The organism is Dorea sp. AM13-35, from assembly GCF_003473885.1.
Lineage (GTDB): Bacteria > Bacillota > Clostridia > Lachnospirales > Lachnospiraceae > Dorea_D > Dorea_D hominis.
Genome location: NZ_QUCZ01000006.1, coordinates 139,348 through 159,671, shown reverse-complemented (window position 1 = coordinate 159,671; position 20,324 = coordinate 139,348). Strand labels below are relative to the sequence as shown.

10 protein-coding genes are annotated in these 20,324 nt (G+C 39.2%); all 10 read right to left on the bottom strand.

What is annotated here, in order from left to right:
• Position 1: 1 nt before the first annotated feature.
• On the bottom strand, positions 2–304 hold the full coding sequence (locus DW152_RS08455; protein WP_021859600.1) for a 4Fe-4S binding protein: 303 nt from the start codon (positions 302–304) through the stop codon (positions 2–4).
• Positions 304–876, bottom strand: coding sequence for a 2-oxoacid:acceptor oxidoreductase family protein (locus DW152_RS08450; protein WP_021859601.1), 573 nt, complete (start codon positions 874–876; stop codon positions 304–306). Before DW152_RS08450 ends, DW152_RS08455 begins: the two co-directional genes overlap by 1 nt.
• Positions 877–1,215: 339 nt before the next feature.
• A complete protein-coding gene (gene gap / locus DW152_RS08445; RefSeq protein WP_118288409.1) occupies positions 1,216–2,241 on the bottom strand; it encodes a type I glyceraldehyde-3-phosphate dehydrogenase in 1,026 nt (341 codons plus the stop codon).
• A gap of 374 nt (positions 2,242–2,615) precedes the next feature.
• Positions 2,616–5,885, bottom strand: coding sequence for a rhodanese-like domain-containing protein (locus tag DW152_RS08440; RefSeq protein ID WP_118288408.1), 3,270 nt, complete (start codon positions 5,883–5,885; stop codon positions 2,616–2,618).
• A gap of 230 nt (positions 5,886–6,115) precedes the next feature.
• Complete coding sequence (locus DW152_RS08435) at positions 6,116–8,701, bottom strand: leucine-rich repeat domain-containing protein (protein WP_118288407.1); 2,586 nt, start codon at positions 8,699–8,701, stop codon at positions 6,116–6,118.
• A gap of 80 nt (positions 8,702–8,781) precedes the next feature.
• Complete coding sequence (locus tag DW152_RS08430; RefSeq protein ID WP_118288406.1) at positions 8,782–10,725, bottom strand: fibronectin type III domain-containing protein; 1,944 nt, start codon at positions 10,723–10,725, stop codon at positions 8,782–8,784.
• 77 nt (positions 10,726–10,802) lie between these two features.
• Positions 10,803–12,689 carry an Ig-like domain-containing protein gene (locus DW152_RS08425; RefSeq protein ID WP_118288405.1) on the bottom strand — a complete coding sequence of 629 codons (1,887 nt, stop codon included), beginning with the start codon at positions 12,687–12,689 and terminating at the stop codon, positions 10,803–10,805.
• Between the two features lie 479 nt (positions 12,690–13,168).
• Positions 13,169–13,297 carry a hypothetical protein gene (locus DW152_RS13590; RefSeq protein ID WP_264291374.1) on the bottom strand — a complete coding sequence of 43 codons (129 nt, stop codon included), beginning with the start codon at positions 13,295–13,297 and terminating at the stop codon, positions 13,169–13,171.
• 88 nt (positions 13,298–13,385) lie between these two features.
• The gene (locus tag DW152_RS08420) at positions 13,386–16,121 is read right to left on the bottom strand and encodes a leucine-rich repeat domain-containing protein (protein ID WP_118288404.1); all 2,736 of its coding nucleotides are present in this window, start codon (positions 16,119–16,121) and stop codon (positions 13,386–13,388) included.
• Positions 16,122–16,544: 423 nt separating this feature from the next.
• Positions 16,545–20,279 (bottom strand): fibronectin type III domain-containing protein, encoded by a 3,735-nt coding sequence (locus tag DW152_RS08415; protein WP_118288403.1) that lies wholly within the window; start codon positions 20,277–20,279, stop codon positions 16,545–16,547.
• Positions 20,280–20,324 lie beyond the last annotated feature (45 nt).

The window sequence follows — 20,324 nt, the reverse complement described above, 5'->3', positions numbered from 1 at the left end:
CTTATTTCACCCCTTCCATCTTAATTGCGTCAAATGGACATGCTTTTACGCAAATGCCACATCCTTTGCAGTGTCCATAATCAAAATCCAGTCTCTTCATGTCTTTTACCGGGATGCAGCTGTCCGGACAGACCGGTACACAAAGTAGACACTGTTTACATTTATCTGCGATAAATTCTGGTTTTACTTCTGACCATTCCCCTGTGTTGAACTCTTTGGAGGTTCCTGCACCGGCAACGATCATACCTTCTGTCAGCTCTTCCCATGTTGCTTTTACACCTAATTTACTGATATCTGTAGCCATTAGTGCACCTCCTTAAATGCCATCTCAAGTGCTTTCATATTGCCGTCAATAACTTCCGGCTTGCTGGCGAATTTGTGCTTGAAGGATGCTTTCATTTCTCTTAAGAAAGTCTCCTCATCCATAATCCCTGCTACTTTTACAATTGCAGCAAGAAGTGGTGTGTTCGGGAAATATTTTCCCATTGCCTCCATTGAGACTTTGTGTGCGTCAATAATATAAACTTCTCCTTCGTATCCATGAAGATGCGGAATGATCTCCTCTTTTGTGCGCTGTGTATTTACAAGAATTGCTCCATCTTTTTTCAAACCGCTAGTCACATCCACGGATTCCAGTAAGGATTCATCTACTACAACTACATACTGTGGATCATAAATATTAGAATGTACACGGATCTTTGTATCGCTGATTCGGTTATATGCTGTAATCGGTGCTCCCATACGTTCCGGGCCATACTCCGGAAAACCCTGTACGTATTTGCCTGTCTGGAATGCTACATCTGCCAGCAACAATGCGGCTGTTTTTGCACCCTGACCACCACGACCGTGCCATCTGATTTCTGTATGATTACTCATCTTTCGTATTCCTTTCTTTAAAAATTAGTATTACTCTGATTATACTGTATAAATATGCGCATGTCTAGAGCGCACTCTGTTTTTATGTTTTTTATAATTCTTGAGAATTGCATCTGCATCTTGCTTTTTCTTGCAGATGTAAATACTTTTCCGGCGTAAGACACCAAGAATCAGCTTGTATCTCACAAGTCCACAGAAACATCTCACCACGAAAAAGCACCCCAGAAGATCTGCTCATCGACAATTCTCCTGAGATGCTTTTTCGTGACTTTCGACTGTTATTACGGATATTTACTTTTTCTTATATTTTTACTTTTTCATTCTACAACCCTGGTATCACTATTTGATACCGTTATCTACCTGATACATATGTTTGATCAGGCGGAAAATCTGATTTGTGTACCCCCACTCATTATCATAGAAACTGATAAGCTTGAAGAAATGTCCATTGATCTGGATTCCTTCACGTGCATCAAAGGATGATGCATGGCTGTCTCCGATAAAGTCAGAAGATACTACTTCGTCATCGATATAATCTAAAATTCCTTTCAGATATGTCTCTGAAGCTTCTTTCATTTTCTTACAAATATCTTCGTAACTGGTTTCTGTTTTTAAAGCAACATTCAAATCCACAATGGATACATCTGAAGTCGGTACACGGTAAGAAATCCCATTCATGCGATCTTTTAATGTTGGAATAACGAGTGAAATCGCTTTTGCAGCTCCTGTTGTGGATGGGATCAGGTTGCCAAATACGGCACGTCCTGTACGCCAGTCTTTAAGTGAACGGCAGTCAACTACTTTCTGCTTAGCTGTAGCAGAATGTATCGTAGACATTAATCCATACTCAATTCCGTAATTGTCTTCTAAGACTTTACACAATGGTGCAAGACAGTTTGTTGTACACGATGCATTCGAAACAACATGCATAGACGGCTGATAAAGTTCGTGGTTGATTCCCATTACAAATGTCGGTGTATCCTGGTCTTTAGCAGGTGCGGAAATGATTACTTTCTTCGCGCCACCTTTGATATGTGCCATTGCTTTCTCTGTAGTACAGTAAGCACCTGTCGCATCTATAATATATTCTGCTCCACATTCCCCCCAACGAATGTCTGCAGCATCATTTTCCGAGTATACACGAATCTTCTCACCATTAACGATGATTCCATCCTCATACTTTTCGAGCGTTCCCTGAAAACGTCCGAATATTGAATCGTAACGGATCATATAAAGAATATAATCCAGATCAGCGTTTCTTACGTTGATCCCACAAAGTTTAAACTGCTCCGGCTGATCGATGGCAATACGGAATGCGACTCTGCCAATGCGTCCAAATCCGTTGATGCCAATTGTTATTGCCATAATAAATACCTCCTGTGTATGACATATTAATACTTTTGTATCTTTCCCCATTTGCAATAACAGTCCGCCACAATCTATCGCGAGTGTAACATACTTTTTCCCGGAATACTACCGAATTGACAGTAATTAATCATTTAACGGGATACGTAAATATTTAACAAGATTTCGATTTTTTCACAGATATTTCTGACTGAATATGTTTCCTTCCGACAACCTCCTAATCAGGATTAAAAAGAATAGAAATGAAGTTTCCTATTATATAGAAAATGGTGCCCTGCGTATCTGCGCAAAGCACCATTTTATTCGTATTATATTCTTTATTTATAAATCATTATGCTTAAACCATTTCATACCTGTAAGCACTTAGATTCATTTTATTGAGCCGGGCTTACAACAACTTTGTATGTTGCCTTATTTCCAGCTTTTGTTCTTGCAGTAATAGTAGCTTCTCCTGCTGCGACTGCTGTAACTTTTCCAGTTGCATCTACTGTTGCAACCTTCTTGTCGGAAGAGCCGTAAACAACTTTACTGCTTACACGTGCCGGCCAGCAAGCCAGTTTATTTTCTGCTGCAGAAGCTCCTGCAACAAGCATTTTACCGGAAGCATCTTTGTTTACTTCTTCTGCTGCAAAGCTAAGCTGTGCATAGTTCTTTACAACATCTGCAGATACGTCCTGGATTGGCCATGCAGCTTTGTCTTTCTGCCAATTCAGCTGCCATAACCACCATCCGCCATCATACACGCTGATGTTCTTCACACCATTCTGATAGCAGATCAGGAATGGGATTGTAGCTCTCCATCCGGTTCCGCAATAGAATGATAATTCATTGTCTAAAGAAGAGTCAGACTCTGCAAGAATAGATTTTACTTTGTCGATTCCTACAACTTTACCGTTTTCAACATAGCTTCCGTCATCTGTGTTATGTCCCCATACAGCACCTAAAGGCTCTCCTGCATAGTCGATATATCCATAACCTGTTTCTTCGCCTTCAAATTCTTTTGTAGAACGGATACTTACCAGACGGAAGTTTGCGTCATTCTGTAGTTTGTCTTTTGCATCCTCTGCTGACAGGATGTACTCTGGATGCGCCGGAACAGTTGTACCGAAGCTGTAATTATCTCCTCCGGCTTTCTGCTCGTTTACTTTTGTCTCCACATCGTATCCGGCAGCTTTCCATGCCTGCATACCGCCATCGACAACTTTTACGTCTTCAACTCCTGCATAAAGCATTGAAAACGCAACTCTTGTTACGCTGGAATCAGATGCACTTCTGCCGTATAAAACTACTTTTGTATCTTTTGTAATTCCGTTTCTCTTCAGGAACTCGCTTAACTGTTTACCGCTGCGGATATTAAAGTTATCTTCCGGTTTTACATCTTTTTCGTCATAAAGTCCGAAATCGTCTTTTCCATCTCCATATGGCCATGGAGCACAGTCGTCATATTCTACTGCATCTGAGTTGATATGATATGCTCCCGGAATATGACCTGCATTATAGTTTTTATCTCCTGCTGTGTCTCCCCATGCAACTTCTGATACGAATACATTTTCATATCCTTTCTGAAGTCCGGACATTGCGCTCTTTAACCATTCCGGCGATACATATACCTGCTGTTTGGATACGGATGCAGCTGTTGTTTCTACAGAATTTGTATTCTTATTGTAGAATACTTTATTTCCGTTTGCATCAATGTATGGATTTCCTTCGTTACTCCAGCCGATCCAACCATCGCTGTAAAGAGATACATTATCATATCCTAAAACAAGAGCATCCCACATAGTCTCAGCAGCTCTCCATCCACTTCCGCAGAAGAATGACAGATGTTTGCTTACATCTATACCCTGAGATTTCCAAAGTGTTTCCAGTCCTTCTTTGCTTCTCATAGATTTATCAGCATTACGATAATAGATCATAGAGCTTGAATATCCACGTCCTGATGGGCCAAATACGGATCCCTCGATTCTACCTTTCAGATCATGGTAACTATATCCTGAACTCTTACCGTCCCATTCTTCCTGAGTACGTGTATCTACTAACTGTACGTTATCATCTTTCAGAAGTTCTTTTGCTTCTGAAATTGTATCAATATATTCCGGATGTAAAGGTTTGTCGGTTCCAAAGCTTGCTACTGCTTTTGGTTTGTTGATGCCTTTTTCCATCTCATATCCTTTGGCATTCCATCCAACCATACCTTCGCTCATTACGTGAACATCCTCGCATCCAAGATATTTAAGGATAACACCCATACGTGTTGTTGCCATCGGCTCTGAACCAACGATGATTACACTGCTATCTTTTGTAACACCTTTGTCTGCTGCAAGTTTCAGAAGTGTTGCATCATCATTCAGTCTCCACTCTGAACGGTAGGCTTCGTCTTTTTCCGGTACATATACCTTTGGAGTCTCATATTCATCTGTATTTACATGAACAGATCCCGGTACATGTGCATCTTCATATCCAGATCCTGTATCCGGGTTATTTGTCTCATCTCCCCAGGCTACATCCAGTATTACAATATTGCTTCCACCTGTTACTTTCTTAGCTTCTGAAGAAAGTGCTGTATTCTTTGTAACATGGTCGCTGACATTCTTTACAACTTCTGCCGGAACATACAGATCATAATTCTTGTATGATTCCATTGTAAATGTTCCTTTGTTGATTGCAGATTTTGCATTGTAAATGGAAAGGTCCTTGTATCCTTTTTTCTGCAGATAAGCTGCAACAGTTGCTGCATCTTTTCCGTTTGTATCATAGATTACATAGCTTTTAGCAGTCGTAACACCAATCGCTTTTAACTCCTGCTCGATATAATCTTCTCTTGTAGAATTTTCGGCAGATTGTGACGAAAATCCGGCTGTCATCCACTGTGAAGATACGTTTACAGAATTTTTGATATGTCCGCCTTTGCTGACACCATCTAATGCCCATCCCTGATAAGCATCTGTAAGTCTTGCATCAACTAATACTTTGTTGTCGCTTGCGCTCTTTGCATACTCTTTTACCTGAGTTGTTGTAGCGGTTGCGAAATCAACAACTGTCACCTTGCATGTAGTTGACAGATATTTGCCTTTGCTGTTTTTCTGTGTTGCTTTTATAGTAATTGTTGCTGTACCAGTCTTCTTAGCTGTTACTTTCCCATTGCTGCTTACAGTTGCTACTGCTTTGTTGCTGCTTGTCCATTTTACAGGGCAGTATACGCCAGCCGGTTTTACAGCTGCTTTCAGTGTGTTTATTTTTCCGACTGCTACAGTAGCTTTGGAAGCACTTACTTTAACACTGCTTGGTTTTAAGTTCTTAACAGTGATCTTAACAACTTTTTTCACTTTTTTGTTCTTCTTGGATGTTACAGTAATGTTTACCTTTCCGGCTTTCTTACCTGTTACAACACCTTTGGAAGATACGGTTGCAATCTTTTTGTTGCTTGATTTGTAAGTAACTGCCTTGCTTGCATTTGCAGGCTTTACTGATTTGACCGAAATTTTAGACTTTCCTTTGATATCAACTGTTTTTGTTGTTACCTTCACGGAAAGGCTCTTCGGTGCTTTGGACGCTGCCTGTGCCGGTACGCTTGTACCGAAAACTGCTACAACTGCTAACATAGCAATCATTGCTACCGCAGCCTTTTTCATAAAATTTTTCATGATTTACCCTTCTTTTGTAAATTTGTATCAGGGTATATAATCCCTGATAATATTTTACTGCAATAGAAACTTTCACTCCAATTGGTATTTTTGATATATAAAAGCACTTATAGATTCTTATTGATATTTATTATCAATAATCGTCATCGGATACTATAGCAACAAAATTCCCGACATACACATCCGATTATGTACATGCCGGGAATTTTTTTATTCGTTATTCTCTTCGACTATTTTGTTTTCACTTTTTTAGCAGCTGACCAGCCTGAGTAAATCTTCACACTCTTCTTGCCAACTTTAACTGTCTTATAAGTACGAACTCTTACATAGTAAGTTTTCTTCGCCTTTAATTTCTTCACTGTTTTCTTAACAGTTGTATTTTTAGAAATCGTAGATGTCTTTACAGATTTTGCGAACTTTTTATTTGTAGAATACTGTACCTGGTATCCGCTCGTCTGAGTTTTCTGTGCTTTCCAGTTTGCGGTGAAGCTCTTCTTTCCGGCTTTTACCGACTTTAGACTTGTTCCTTTTGGATCAATCGTAAATGTCTTTGTAACTGTACCCTTATAATTGCCTGAAAATGTTATTTTCACAGTATACTGTCCGACATTTTTGCATCCACTTGAAAATTGTGTTTTATAATCGGAAGATGCAATTGCCTTTCCGGCTTTATTTTTCACGGTCAGTTTTGGCTGCTGTTTCTTTCCATTATAAGTAAATGTTGTCTTTGAAAGCTTTACCTGCGTTGCGGATACTGTTTCTTTATCCACATCCGGTTTGCCATCTGTTTTTGGCCATACAGACACTTGTTTTTCAAAATCAACAGACGCCGGTTTTCCATCAATTGTCTTAAAATACCAGCTTCGATCCTGCTGTGCGGTTGTCACGCGGATTGGCTCCATTTCCAGCGTCTCCTGCACACATGCACGTACTTCCCAGGTGGTATCTGTGCTCCATCCCGGAGAAACTTCAATATAAGCAACACCGGTGTCAGCGTCTGTGTATTCGTTCCATGCATGACTTGGATTGTTGATATCGCGAATCTGGAACTTGAATGCACGACCAATGTGTTTTCCTTTTTTATCACGGATTGTCAATTTCAACGTTGTCAGCTTGTCTGTTTTTTTCAGTCCCTGCAAAGCCTCTTCTAATTCTTTCGCTGTCTGCTGCATCTGGGCAACAGTTCCGGAACTGGTATTTAACATATTTTCTGCTTTTTTTAGAAGGCTTTCATACGGAGTCCATGTTTCTTCTGTATAACGATATCCCTCTTTTGCATTTACTTTTTCATTTGCTTTTGTAAATGCTGTTTCTAATGTCTGTCTTGCTTCTTCTTCGCCCTCTTCACTCAAAATAAATTGAAGTTTCTCTTTTCCGGTTGCCTTTACACCATTTACCGTTTGGGTAACACGAGTTGGTCCGCCTTCAGCACCATAAGTAACCGTATAACTGATTTCTTCCGGTGTTGTTTTCTGTCCGTCTGCCGGTTTGATTGTAATCTTATCATAGATAGCATCAAAATCTTTATGCTTAATAATTAACATTCCATTTTCGTCACTTACAAGCTCATCCTTCGCCACCTCATCCGGTTCATCCGGAAATTCTCTTATTTTCTCTTTTACGAATTTTACACCTTCCAGCGGGATTCCGTTTTTATTTATTACCTTGATTTCAAGGCGGTCCCAGATCGGTGTCTGTTCTGCCGTATTTTCAAACTCCGGATAAGCATCCGGTGTTTCGCCTTTTTCTACCTTCTCTTTATTGCTCTTAATTGCATCAATTTTACCTGCTTTTATATAAGACTTCTGCTCATCCGTTAATTTGTCATAAGCATCCAAGGCTTTTTGTACAAGTTTCAGATCACCGGATGTCATATTGCTGATGCTGAACTCGTCAATATATTTGTTAACTGCGATAGCCGCAAACAAATCATCCTTTTTCGTATTGTCCGGAAGATAAGTCTGTTCTTTATCTAACGATGTCAATTCAGCAAGCGGTTTAATATCTGTAATGCCAGAATCTCCGGTAAGGCTTAAACGCTGAAGAGATTTTACTTTCTCAAGTGGCGAAATATCCGTTAATTCTTTAATATCTGACAAATCAAGGGATGTAAGACTCTTTAAGCCACTCATATCCGGAAGTTCCTTAATCGGATTGTATGACAGATCCAGCGTCCGCAAGTTGGAAAGTTCCTTAATTGGCGTGACATCTGACACCTGGTTCCGGATCAGGCTCAACTGCGTCAGTTTTTTCATGTCCGCTACCGCTGAAATATCTTTGATCTGATTTTCATTTAGCCATAAGCTGTACAAATTCGTCAGATTCTTAATTGCAGAAATGTCTGTAAGTCCATCTCCTTTTAAGAAAAGCTGTTCCAGCTGCGTCAGACCGGAAATCGGTGACAGATCCTTGATCTTCATTCCTTCCTTGTATGCTGTATAACCAATATCAATCTGTTTTGCTGATTTCGCATATTGCAATCCTTCCAGACTCTCCACATACCATGGCATCTTCCAGTCCACAAAGTTTTCCGGATGAGAGCTCTGCTCGTAAGAAATATATTTTACATAGGAAGAGCCTACATCTTCTTTCGTTAATTTCAGTTTTTGTCCGGTTGCATTCATCGCAGCCCGGATCGCCCAGTGAAGTGCCGGATCCTGGATCACATCATCTTTCTCCGGATAGAATACATCTACTTCTTCCAAGCCGCCACAGTTTGAGCCTGCCGCCCGGACATTTCCTGTCCATATCATTGTCGCTATCATTATCCCTGAAATAATCACCGACAGTTTCTTTTTTATCCACATCTTGTGCATAACCTTCCTCCTTTTTGATTGGGGACGGGGATTTTCTAGAAAATCCCCGTCCCCAATTAGAAATGACCTGTCCCTTTTGTCTATTTAACTTTTATTTTTTTCATTACAGACCATCCGGAATACATTTTTTCCACATTTTTACCAATCTTTACTTTTTTATATGTACGCACTCTTACATAATATGTCTTCTTAGCCGACAGTTTCTTAACTACTTTCTTCACAGTTGTACTTTTAGATACAGTTGTTGTTTTTACGGATTTTGTAAATTTCTTATCTTTTGCATACTGTACCTGATATCCGCTTGTCTCTTCCGTTTGCTTTTTCCATGTTGCCGTGAAGCTCTTCTTACCGGCTTTTATAGATTTAAGGCTTGTTCCCTTCGGCAGAATCTTAAATGTCTTTGTATAAGTTCCTTTGTAATCGCCTTTAAATGCTATTTTTACAGTGTACTTTCCGACTTTCTTGCAATCTGAAGCATATTTTACAGTATAAGATGTTTTTGCAATTTTCTTACCATTGCTGTCTTTTGCAATAACTTTTGGTTTCTGTGTCTTTCCATTGTATGTATAGCTCGTTTTTGTGAGCGCTACAGAACCGACTTTCTTCTCTACCGTTGGTTCCGGACTCGGTGTCGGTTCCGGACTTGGTGTATCCACTTTCTGTAATGCTATCTCGGCATTCCTTACTGCCTGAATTGCTTTCTGATATTCTGCATTTGTTGCATCTTCTTTTTCTGCAAGTGCTTTTGCAACTTCGACAGCTATCTGGTATGCTTTCCAGCTGTCTTCTGTATAATCCGATGCTGTTTTCTTCTCCGCTTCTGCAAGCACCTCAGACATTGCTTTTTTGGATTCTTCTGTTACGATATCCTTTTCGATCTTAACAACTTCATTATCTTTTGTTACATAATATCCGTCTTCCGGTTGAGAAACAGTCTCTACACCAACTACCCAGTGATCTGCTGTAGGATAATCCAATACGGATGGCAGTTCTGCGATAAATTTTCTCTCTGTCTCTGTTCCTGTTGCCTGCACTTCTTTTTCATTTACCTTACCTACATAAGTTCCGTTTGCAGAATAGCAATATAATACATAATAAAATGTTGTCGGAAGTTTCGTTCCTTTTACTGTAATTTCTGCTGTATCACCTGCACGTTTTACTTCGGTTCCAGGACCTGCTACTTCTGTAATACTTAATTCTGCTTTTTTTACAACTAATGTTACTTCTTCACCGTTAAATTCTTTGCCATTTACTTTTGCAATATAATTTTCCTTCTTATCTGCATCTCTTGCGATATAAATTTCATTCAATGCCGTCACAACTTCATAATTAGAACCTTCTACCGGTGCAACGGTAAATGGAAGATTAATTCCTTCATGCTGTGTCAGTGTATAGCTAGCCTTTCCATTTGCATCTGTTACATTTTTAAACTGATTATCACAGCAATAAGGAGACGATATATGTAATTGCATTCCAGATATCGGATTACCTTTCTGATCTACAACTTTCACATTTAATGTCTTAAGATCTGCGCTTGGCTGATCCGGTGTTTCACTCCCACCAGTCTTCAGTGCCAGATCCATGGTAGCTCCTGTAAATGCTTCACCGTTAACTTTTGCAATGTAAGGAAAACCATAACCTGCTGTAGCCATCTCTACATCGACTTTCATAGATTCTCCTGCAAGTGCATATGCACTGTCAGAAGATGGTTTTACTTCATACGTTCCGGTTCCTTCTCCACCGGCATCCTGATCTGCAAAGAACATTTCCTGAAGCCCATTTTCGTCTAAAGTAGCTTCTCCATCTTTGTCTGTTGTGTCAAAATCATAAGTCTCTCCATCTTTTTCAAAGATCAGTTCCACGCCACTAAGTGCTTTGCCTGATTCATCCACTGCACGGACTGTCAGCTCTGTCTCATATGACGCTGCTGCTTTCGCCACCAGTGGCCCTGCTCCTGCTAAAGTTCCAATCACCATCGCTGTCGATAGAACTCCTGCTAAAATTTTTGCCTTCAAATTCTTCATTCGTAACTCTCCTTTCTTTGGGGACGGGGAATTTCTAGAAAATCCCCGTCCCCAATTAAAAATGACCTGTCCCTTTTTTATTTAATCTTAATTTTCACCGACTTTTCCACATTACTACCATCCGTTGCCTTTGCTGTGATTTTTATTGTTTTGCCTTTTCCGGCTTTCTTAGCTGTAACTTTTCCTTTTGTGTTGACTGTTGCATACTTACTGTTGGAACTGCTCCATGCAAGTTTTGTGTTAGCATCTTTTCCTGTTGTCTTCACTGTTGCTTTTACTGTTACGAATTTTCCGGCCTTTACTGTCTTTGCTGCTTTCAGTGTAAGCTTCTTCACTGCGGATTTGCGGATTCTGATAGTATAAGATGCACTCTTCTTGCTACCATCCATAGCAGTTGCTGTAATTTTAACTTTCTTTCCTGCTCCGGCTTTGTTTACAGTTACTTTTCCAGAAGCTGTGACAGCAGCATACTTCTTATTAGATGTTGTCCATTTCACTGCTTTGTTTTTCGCATTTACCGGAGACACAACCGCTTTTAATTGTAGCTTTTTGCCTGCTGCGATATCTTTCAATTCGCCTTTAATTTGTATTTTTGTAACTTTCTTGCCTGATATCGGTGTTGGCTCCGGGCTTGGTGTCGGTTCCGGGCTTGGTGACGGCTCTACTACCGCTCCCTTCTCGTATTCCATAACTACCGGATACATTCCCAGACTATGCATTGTGAAATAAATCTGGTCTCCTTCTTTTGTAAATGGAAGTTCCACAAGTTTCTTCTCTCCGTCCAGATAATAAAGATTCTTCACCGTTTTCCCAGATGGTACTTTTTCTGTAACCTGATATTCTCCTGCTGCCAGTTTTGATCTTTCCCAGCGGTGTGGATTCACAACACTGATATCCACTACATCATAATCTTCACCCGAAAGACCCGGCACCGAGTCTTTGCTTAATGTTTTATCATAGAGAAGCATATCTTTGAAATTCAGTCCTGCCACAACCGTATTACCGGATTTACTCATCAATACCGTATCTTCCTGATGTGTCTCGCCTTTGTTCACCAGTCGGAGTTCATCCACTTTGGCACAGCTGGAATGATTATATGCGTATCTCGCCCCTCCATACTCCGACTTATCCTTGGCAACCAGCGGGAAAGAATCGATATCCCAATTATCATTTTCCACTTCTATCATATAATTCTGATCTTCTAATAATTGAGTAAATATTCGTCCGCTTTCACCAGTATTACATTCAAGTGTCTCCGCCGGACTTATCAATTTGATTTTTACATTCCGAAGCATTCCTGTATTATTTTTATAATACACCGGTAAATTAACGGAAACTCTTCTGTCATTTTCCGGGTTTGGTTCTTCTTTATCACGCTTATACATCTGAATGGTATCTACTTCCGGATAATCAAAATCATATTTTCTGTTTCCGTTCACCTCTGTCCAGCTGATTTTCTTGATATTATATAATTTTCCGTCCTTTACCCAGACATACAGACACGGCATACGGTATTCTGTATCTTCTGCGTAAATCATATAGTTGTTATTGTTGATCAAACTCAAATCCGGCAGCTTTCCGTTTTCTGATACAACGGTCTGATCTACTTCCTGCTTTGTCGTATTGTAAATAACAAATTTAATGGATTTTTTTATTGGTACTGTGTAAATCGGATTCATAGTAGCATTGACAACCTCGTCTACTGCAAGGGCTTTAATCGTCACTCGCGCTGTTGTGTACAAATCTTTATACTGATATGCCGGTACCGGTACATCATTGTACTTCTTCTTTTCCAATGCTTCCGTAGTACGTTTTATATCGCCCGACTTCACGCTTCCCAATTGCGTTGTCATCTGTGTTTCTGCTGCCTCTGTTGTCAACAGTGTCCCCGGTATAATTCCGACCGCCATATTACCGACAACTGCTGCACATAACAACTTTGTCAGTAGCTTTTTCCTTTTCATCTTTTCCTCCCTTGTTTCTTGAAAATATCTGATTTTACTGTCCTTTTTCTATCTATTTATTATAATATATCCTGCATTCCCTTTCCAATTGATTGCACTTATATATGTTGTTATTTATTGTTTTTTTCTATATCTATTACCTCCAAAATCCACACCTGTTTCTTAATGTTTTCCATATCTATTATCTCCAAAATCCACGCCTGTTTCTTGATGTTTTTTATATTTACCATATTAAAAATCCCCAGCCTTTTTTGCTTTCTCTCCAGCACATTAAAAACATGTAACTATCGATTTCTCCATATAGCAATAAAACAGTTTTTGTCCTATAATGCTAAATTTTATTCGCTGATTAGCGGCTGTGAAATGTCATCATACAAGCATGCCACCGTTTTCTCTTTTCCTGACAGCAAGTATCCTTTTGCACGAAGAATATTTCCGTAGCGTCCGCGAATCGTGTCTTCCGGAAATCCAATTAATTTTTACACTGAATCTATTGAAACATTTGTTTCTAACAACCGCAGCCATCCTTCTTTTAAAAGTGAAGAATAATGTTCTACGATGATCGTACCAGCTTCCCGTATCTGATTTTCATATAATTCTGTACTCATCCCGTCGCATACACAATAAAAGGGCATTTCGCAAAACGAAACGCCCTTTCACTTTTCCATATTCTTTTGTCAGGCAATCATTTACCTGTTACTTTACAGTCGCTTTCTTAACTGTTGACCATCCGGAATAATATTTTGTACTACCTACTTTTTTATAGGTACGAATACGTACGTAGTATTTTTTCTTTGATTTTAAACTTCCGAGAGTTGCACTTGTTGTACTATTTTTAGAAACCGTCTTTGTCTTGATGCTCTTTTTAAATTTCGCATCTGTTGTATATTGGATCTGATAACCGCTTGTCTCTTTTGACTGTTTACTCCATTTCACAGACAGTTTCTTTTTAGAAGCTTTCAAAGATTTGACGGATGTTCCTCTCGGATTGATCTTAAATGTCTTAGTATAGCTTCCGCTATATGGCTTCTTAAATGTAATCTTTACCTTATATGTGCCGACTTTTTTGCAGCCAGACGCATAAGATACGCTATAGTAAGATTCTGCAATCTTCTTGCCATTCTTCTCTTTTGCTGTCACTGCCGGTTTCTTTGTTTTGCCGTCATAGGTGTAAGATGTCTTTGCAAGGCTTACGGTTCCGACTGCTTTCTTCACATCCGGACTCGGTGTCGGTTCCGGACTCGGTGTCGGTTCCGGACTTGGTGTCGGTTCCGGGCTTGGCGTTGGTGCTTTTACTAACGCTGCGATTGCCGCCTCCAGGTTATTTTTTGCTGTGTCAACTTCCTCCTGGATGGCATTCAGATTCTTTCTTACATTATTGGCTTCCTCAAATACCGGATAAAATGCATTCCACGACTCTACAGTATAATCCTTTTTGTTAAGACGATTTGCAATCAGAAGCTGTTTTTGTAATTCTGTAAAATCTACCGGTGCCTTTTCTTTCTCTGTAAGAACCAGTTTTACTTGCAAATCTTCTTCTGTCTGTACCTGCTTTCTTCCATCCGGCAAAGTTATGCTTGTAATCTTGCTGTTCTGCTCCTCCAGGCGAATTGTAACACCTTCATAATTCTGACCTTCTGCCAGTGTCATCGTATAATAGTTATAATCTTTGCCCTGTGTTGTATAGCTGGCAACACCATTCTCATCAGATACCATTTCCGTTGCACTGGATGTCCAGGAATTCGTTATGTTAAATTTCACTCCGGACAAAAGCTTTCCTTTATCATTTACTAAAGTAATATTTACCGTTTTATAATCTGCACCTTTCACAAGGCCATCAATGGCTTTTGTCAGATTATCTTCTGCTTCATTAATCTCTGCCTGTGTTGCAGCATCATCACTATTTACAATTTTTGCCTGTGTAAGTGCCTTCGTCAACGCTTTATAAGACGCCTCTGTGTATCCATTTTCTTTGATATTCCCTGCCTGCGCAATCACTTTTTCCAGATTCTGCTTATTTATACGAAGTGTCTCTCCGTTCTTCAACTGCAATGTACGACTGACAGATGCTTTATCCACTGCTTTTCCATTAATCTCAATGATTTTTCCATCTGCATCTGCTTCAACCGTAATATCGCCTATATAACCGGTAAATTTTGATGCTTCATCCAATGAAATTGTATATGTAATTGCCTTTACCGCTTCCGGAATTTTATATTCTGCAATTCCGTTTCCATCTGTACTGATTTCAGAAAGAACATCTGCGGATCCTTTCTTTTTCACTTGAAATCTTACATTCTTCAAAGGTTTTCTGTTAGCATCAGCTACATAAATATTCAATGTAGATTTATCGGCGTCGTAGTATTTTTCATACTTATTCAGATCACTGTCTTTCTGAATAACCTTTCCCTGCTCCAAAAGTGAAATATTCTTCTCCGCAACACTGATTCTCTTCTCGTTAATATATGCTTTAGCTTTATCAGAAACCTTATCATATGCTTTTCTGGCTGCCACAACATTTGATTTATCACTCAGTTCTACAGTATTGGCATCGAACTTTTCAATCAGGCGATTGACATCTAATACTTCAAAAAGTAAATTTTTCTTCGTTTCGATCTTTGTCCCGCTTAAATTCAACTTGCTCTTTGTAAGCTTTGTCAACTCCGTCAATGGGGTGATATCAGAAATTTCTTTATTATTACCGAGGTTTAATTCCTGAAGATTTCGCAGATCCTGAAGCGGTGTAATATCAGAAATCTGATTGTTAAATAAATCTAATTCTTTTAACTTTGTCATACCTGCCAAAGCGGATATATCTGTAATTTGATTATCGCTCAGCCACAGCATCTTTTCCATATTCGTAAGACCCTTCAACGCTGAAATATCCTTAATCTGATTGCTTCGAAGTGTCAATTCTGTTAATCCTGTACATCCCTCAAGCCCACTCAGGCTGGTAATTCCATTGTAATCCAGATCCAGATGGTTAAGCTTAGACATCTTCTTGAGCGGTGTCAGATCATGAATCTGATTCTGTCCACAATTCAGTCGCTCCAGACCTGTCAGATCTTTCAGTGCGCTGATGTCCGTTAATTTATTCATATAAAATGTCAGATCTCTTAAATTTGTCAGTTTACTGATCGGACTTAAATCCGAAACCATATTATAGGACAGATCAATCTTCCACAAATCGGTGCCATACTGTAAGCCATCCAGTTTGTATACATATACATCGATCGGATATGCCTCCGGATGCGCACCTGCCGAATAAGTAAACTGTCTCAGTCCCTCAAAGCGTCCCGGTGTAATCGGAATATAATCTTCTTTTTTATAACTTTGACTCAATGTCACACCACGGATTACCCAGTTCAACATCTTGTCCTGAATCACATCCTCCGGTGCCGGTTGGAAGACATCCTCTTCCTCTACATTCACTCACGCATCTGCCGCTGTAGCTGCCATCGATATGCTCCCCACGCATAACAAGACAGCCATGAATAATATCGTTACCTTTTGCATTAATTTCTTCCAGTTCATTGTCTTTTCCTCTCTTTTGTTTGTTCTGTCAGGTGTTCTCCCATTGCCTGAATATTCCTTAATCGCTATCTGATTTTCATTATAAAGGCGCTGTATCTGTTTGTAAATTTATTTCTTGTATAATACTTATAGATAATTTTCATATATGAAGCGATATCATATGCAAGAATTTTCTCCGTCCATAGCTAAACCTTAATTTACCGAATAGTGTCTGTTAAATTTTAAAATACTATAATAACACAAAAAACCTGCCGCACAGGAAGCGTTCTTCCCATACGACAGTTTTTCATAGATCACTTTATACGGTTATAAAATGAATGATTATTTTGTTTTCACTTTCTTCACTGTTGACCATCCGGAATATAATTTTACGGATTTTCCGCTTACCTTTACAGTTTTATAAGTACGAACGCGAACATAATATGTTTTCTTAGCTTTTAATTTCTTCACTGTTTTAGAAACAGTCTTGTTCTTAGAAATTGTAGATGTCTTAACGCTCTTCTTGAAGCTCTTGCTTGTAGAATACTGTAACTGATATCCGGTTGTCTGTGTTGCCTGTTTAGACCATTTTGCTGTAAATGCTTTCTTAGCTGCTTTTACAGATTTGATCTTCGTTCCTTTCGGAAGAATCTGGAATGTCTTTGTATATTTTCCTGTATAACCATTCTTAAATGTTACTGTTACAGAATATTTACCGACATTCTTACGACCTGATGCATATTTTACAGTGTAGTTATCTTTAGAAATAACTTCTTTCTTGTTATTCTTAGCAACAACTGCCGGTGTTTTTACCTTACCGTTGTATGTATAAGTAGTTGTCTTAAGTGCTACAGAACCTACTTTCTTCACTTCCGGTGTTGGTGTCGGCTCCGGCTTATCCACTTTTTTCAGACCTTCTATTGCTGCTGCAAGTTTTTCCTGGGCTGCATCAACTTTGGACTGAAGAACGTTATCTTCTTTTTCCAGTGCATCAATCTCTGCAAGTGCATCCTCTACTGCTTTCCATGATTCTTCTGTATAATCACTCTTATCCAGCTTGGAAGCCTTGTCTTTTTCTGCATTTAATTTCTCTTTATCTGCAGCTCTCACGCTCAGGTCCTTCATTGCTGTCGCAAGTTTCTCCTGGGCTGCATCAATCTTAGACTGTGGAACATTTTCTTCTTTTTCCAGTGCATCAATCTCTGCAAGTGCATCCTCTACTGTTTTCCATGATTCTTCTGTATAATCACCTTTATTCAGTTTGGAAGCTTTGTCTTTCTCTGCGTTTAACTCGTCTTTCTTAGCCGGTTTTACAACTAAAACCTTAATTCCTGCTTCCAGTTTCTGGATCTGATCATCAACATCTTCTTTGTTAACAAAACTGTTGTCATATGTTTTCTGTGCTGTATCCAGAACCAGTTTGAATGCTGACCAGGAATCATCTGTGTAATCAGATTCTACAAGAGCTTTTGCTTTCTCTAATGCTTCACCAAGCGCTGTCTTATCCACTTTCTTACGAAGAATGTAACTATACTTCTCTGTATATCCTGTTTTACCATCAACCGAATATATATTGGCCATTGCATCTGTTACAATCTTATGCTCATCTAATGTTGCCCATGTATCATTATCTTTTAATTTGACTGTGATTGTTGCATCACTGTCATTCTCGATGTCAAATGCATATTCAATGACACCTTTTTCATTACTTGTAATCTCATGTGTCTTACTACCAGGAGTTACTTTTACTTCAAATGCAACATTTGCTACCGGAGCACCTTCTATATCAACAACTTTTGCACGAAAATGTGTTGCATCACAGCTTACCTTGTCTTCTACTGCTGCTTTCTTAACAGTAAATACAATTTCACCTGTGGTTGCAATATCATCACCGTCTACAGAAATAATCTTCGTGTTTCCCGCATATCCATCTGTTGCAAATTTATGAGCCTGGCTACTTGCCCATCCCTGATTCTCTGCTACAGTAACATCAAAAGTAAGATCATAATCCATTCCCGGATTAATTGTATATTCTGCGACACCTTTTTCATTACTTGCTGTAGATTTGTTAAAAATATAATTTAACTCATTTGCAACAGAAAGTTTTACACCTTCTACCGGATTGCCTTCTTCGTCAACAATCTTTGCGCGAAATGTAGATGCATCACTCAGAACTTTCTCTTCTTCTGATGAAGATCCATTCTTCTTTACAACGAATACAACTTCATCTGCTTCTGCAAGATCTTTTCCATCTACAGAAATAATGGTCGGAGCTTTTGTTGGTGTTCCATCTGTTTCAAATTCATGTTCATTCTCGGATGTGTAGTTTTTATCATCAATGACAACATCAAAGTTCAGCATGAAGTCTCCACCTGTTAATGCGTATGTTACCATACCATTTTTGTCAGATTTCACATCGTAAGAGACAGAAGAGTCTTCTCTTCCTGTCAAATTAACATTCACACCCTCTACCGGATTCCCTTTTTCATCTACTACTTTTGCACGGAAGTTCTTCTCATCGCATTTTGTAGAAGATGGTGTTGGATCAGGTATCTCACCAGAAGCTGATGCAACTGTAAAGCTTACTTCTTTCCAGCCGGTATAAGCCCAGCTACCCATGCTATTGAATCCAACTTTATATGTTTTGGCAGTGGATGTTGTATTTTCAGGAAGTGTTACTGTTGCGATACGTTCCTCTGTTCCTTCGCCATATTTTACATTAATATCAGAATCTCTCAATGAATTGCCATCTGCATCTTTTACACGGACAGCTAAGTTTGTCAGTTCGTCCATTGCTTTTCCGATCAGTTTTATCTGAACTTCTCCACCTTTGCTGGATACATTCTCATCACTTACACGTTCTACTGAATCCAATGCAGGATTCCATTTTAATCCTTTGATTGCTGTATCCAGTTTTGCTGCTGCCTCATCCACAGCAGTCTGCCCTGCTTTGTCGTTCTTATTAATCGCTTTTGCTTCCGTTAAAGCTTTATCTACCTCATTCCATGTAGAAGTCACATAGCTGTAACGATTGTAACTTTTTTCATCTGCATCGGCAATAAGCTCTTTTAATTTTGTCTTATCAACCGACTTTACAACAACAGCGTCTAATGCTGCAGTTAATTTTTCTGTCTGCGCATCCACTTCTTCCTGTGTTGCATCTTCATTATCATATACTTTATTTGCTTCTGTAAGTGCTGTCTGAAGTTCGTCATATCCTGCGCTGTAATCATCTGGATTCTTCACAATTGAAGCACTGTCGATCGCAGCTTTCAATGCTTTTTTATTAATATTTGCTTTTAATACAAACCGCAACTCTTCTGTAATGTTTTTCAGATCTTCATTATTGATTTTCTCGATTTCTGCAAGACTGTCTGATGTTGAATAGGAATATGTTGTATCGCATGTCCAGCTGTCATTTTCTGCAAGAGATACAATCTTGGATGTACTGTAATCCCACTGTCCTACTTCACATTCAATAATTCCGTTTTCGTCACTTGTTACAGTAGTTGCTCCATAAGAGCTCCCTGAATTCTTTACATCAAATTTTACTCCTGCTACAGGCTTTCCGCTTTTATCTACCGCTCTAGCACGGAAATGTGTTTTATCCGGCAGGACTTTCGTAGTTTCAGGCTGGTCTGGATTTTCTGAGCTTGGTGCAGTAACTTTAAAAGAAGTTTCTGCTCCATTCCAGCTTAACTGCCAATCTGGAATCGATGTATTAGAAATCCAAATCTGATAAGATTCTTCTTCCGTACCCGTATTTGCCGGAACATCAATATCAAATGTATTATTTGTTCTGCTTACGTCAACAGTAACATTTTCTTTTCCGCTTACGGTTGCTCCATCTTTTCTCAATCGATAGTAAATCGTTCCTTCATTAGCACTAAAATCGTCAAATGTAAGTGTTACTTTTACAGTTCCACCATCACTTGGAAGTTTTTTTGTGCTTACATCCGCAGATGCAAAACTTAAAGCTGCATCCGCTGCTTTGGCTACACTTGCCTGTCCGCCAAACAGTCCGAAGACCATTGCAAGGGACAGAATCCAAGCCAAAATTCTCTTCTTGTTCCCCATAACGTTTCTCCTTTTCTTTTTTTGAAATCCTTTGATTTCAGACAG

Coding starts and splice junctions, on each gene's coding strand:
- DW152_RS08455 (WP_021859600.1), bottom strand. CDS start 304: ATGGCTACAGATATCAGTAAATTAGGTGTAAAAGCAACATGGGAAGAG.
- DW152_RS08450 (WP_021859601.1), bottom strand. CDS start 876: ATGAGTAATCATACAGAAATCAGATGGCACGGTCGTGGTGGTCAGGGT.
- gap (WP_118288409.1), bottom strand. CDS start 2,241: ATGGCAATAACAATTGGCATCAACGGATTTGGACGCATTGGCAGAGTC.
- DW152_RS08440 (WP_118288408.1), bottom strand. CDS start 5,885: ATGAAAAATTTTATGAAAAAGGCTGCGGTAGCAATGATTGCTATGTTA.
- DW152_RS08435 (WP_118288407.1), bottom strand. CDS start 8,701: ATGCACAAGATGTGGATAAAAAAGAAACTGTCGGTGATTATTTCAGGG.
- DW152_RS08430 (WP_118288406.1), bottom strand. CDS start 10,725: ATGAAGAATTTGAAGGCAAAAATTTTAGCAGGAGTTCTATCGACAGCG.
- DW152_RS08425 (WP_118288405.1), bottom strand. CDS start 12,689: ATGAAAAGGAAAAAGCTACTGACAAAGTTGTTATGTGCAGCAGTTGTC.
- DW152_RS13590 (WP_264291374.1), bottom strand. CDS start 13,297: ATGAGTACAGAATTATATGAAAATCAGATACGGGAAGCTGGTACGATC.
- DW152_RS08415 (WP_118288403.1), bottom strand. CDS start 20,279: ATGGGGAACAAGAAGAGAATTTTGGCTTGGATTCTGTCCCTTGCAATG.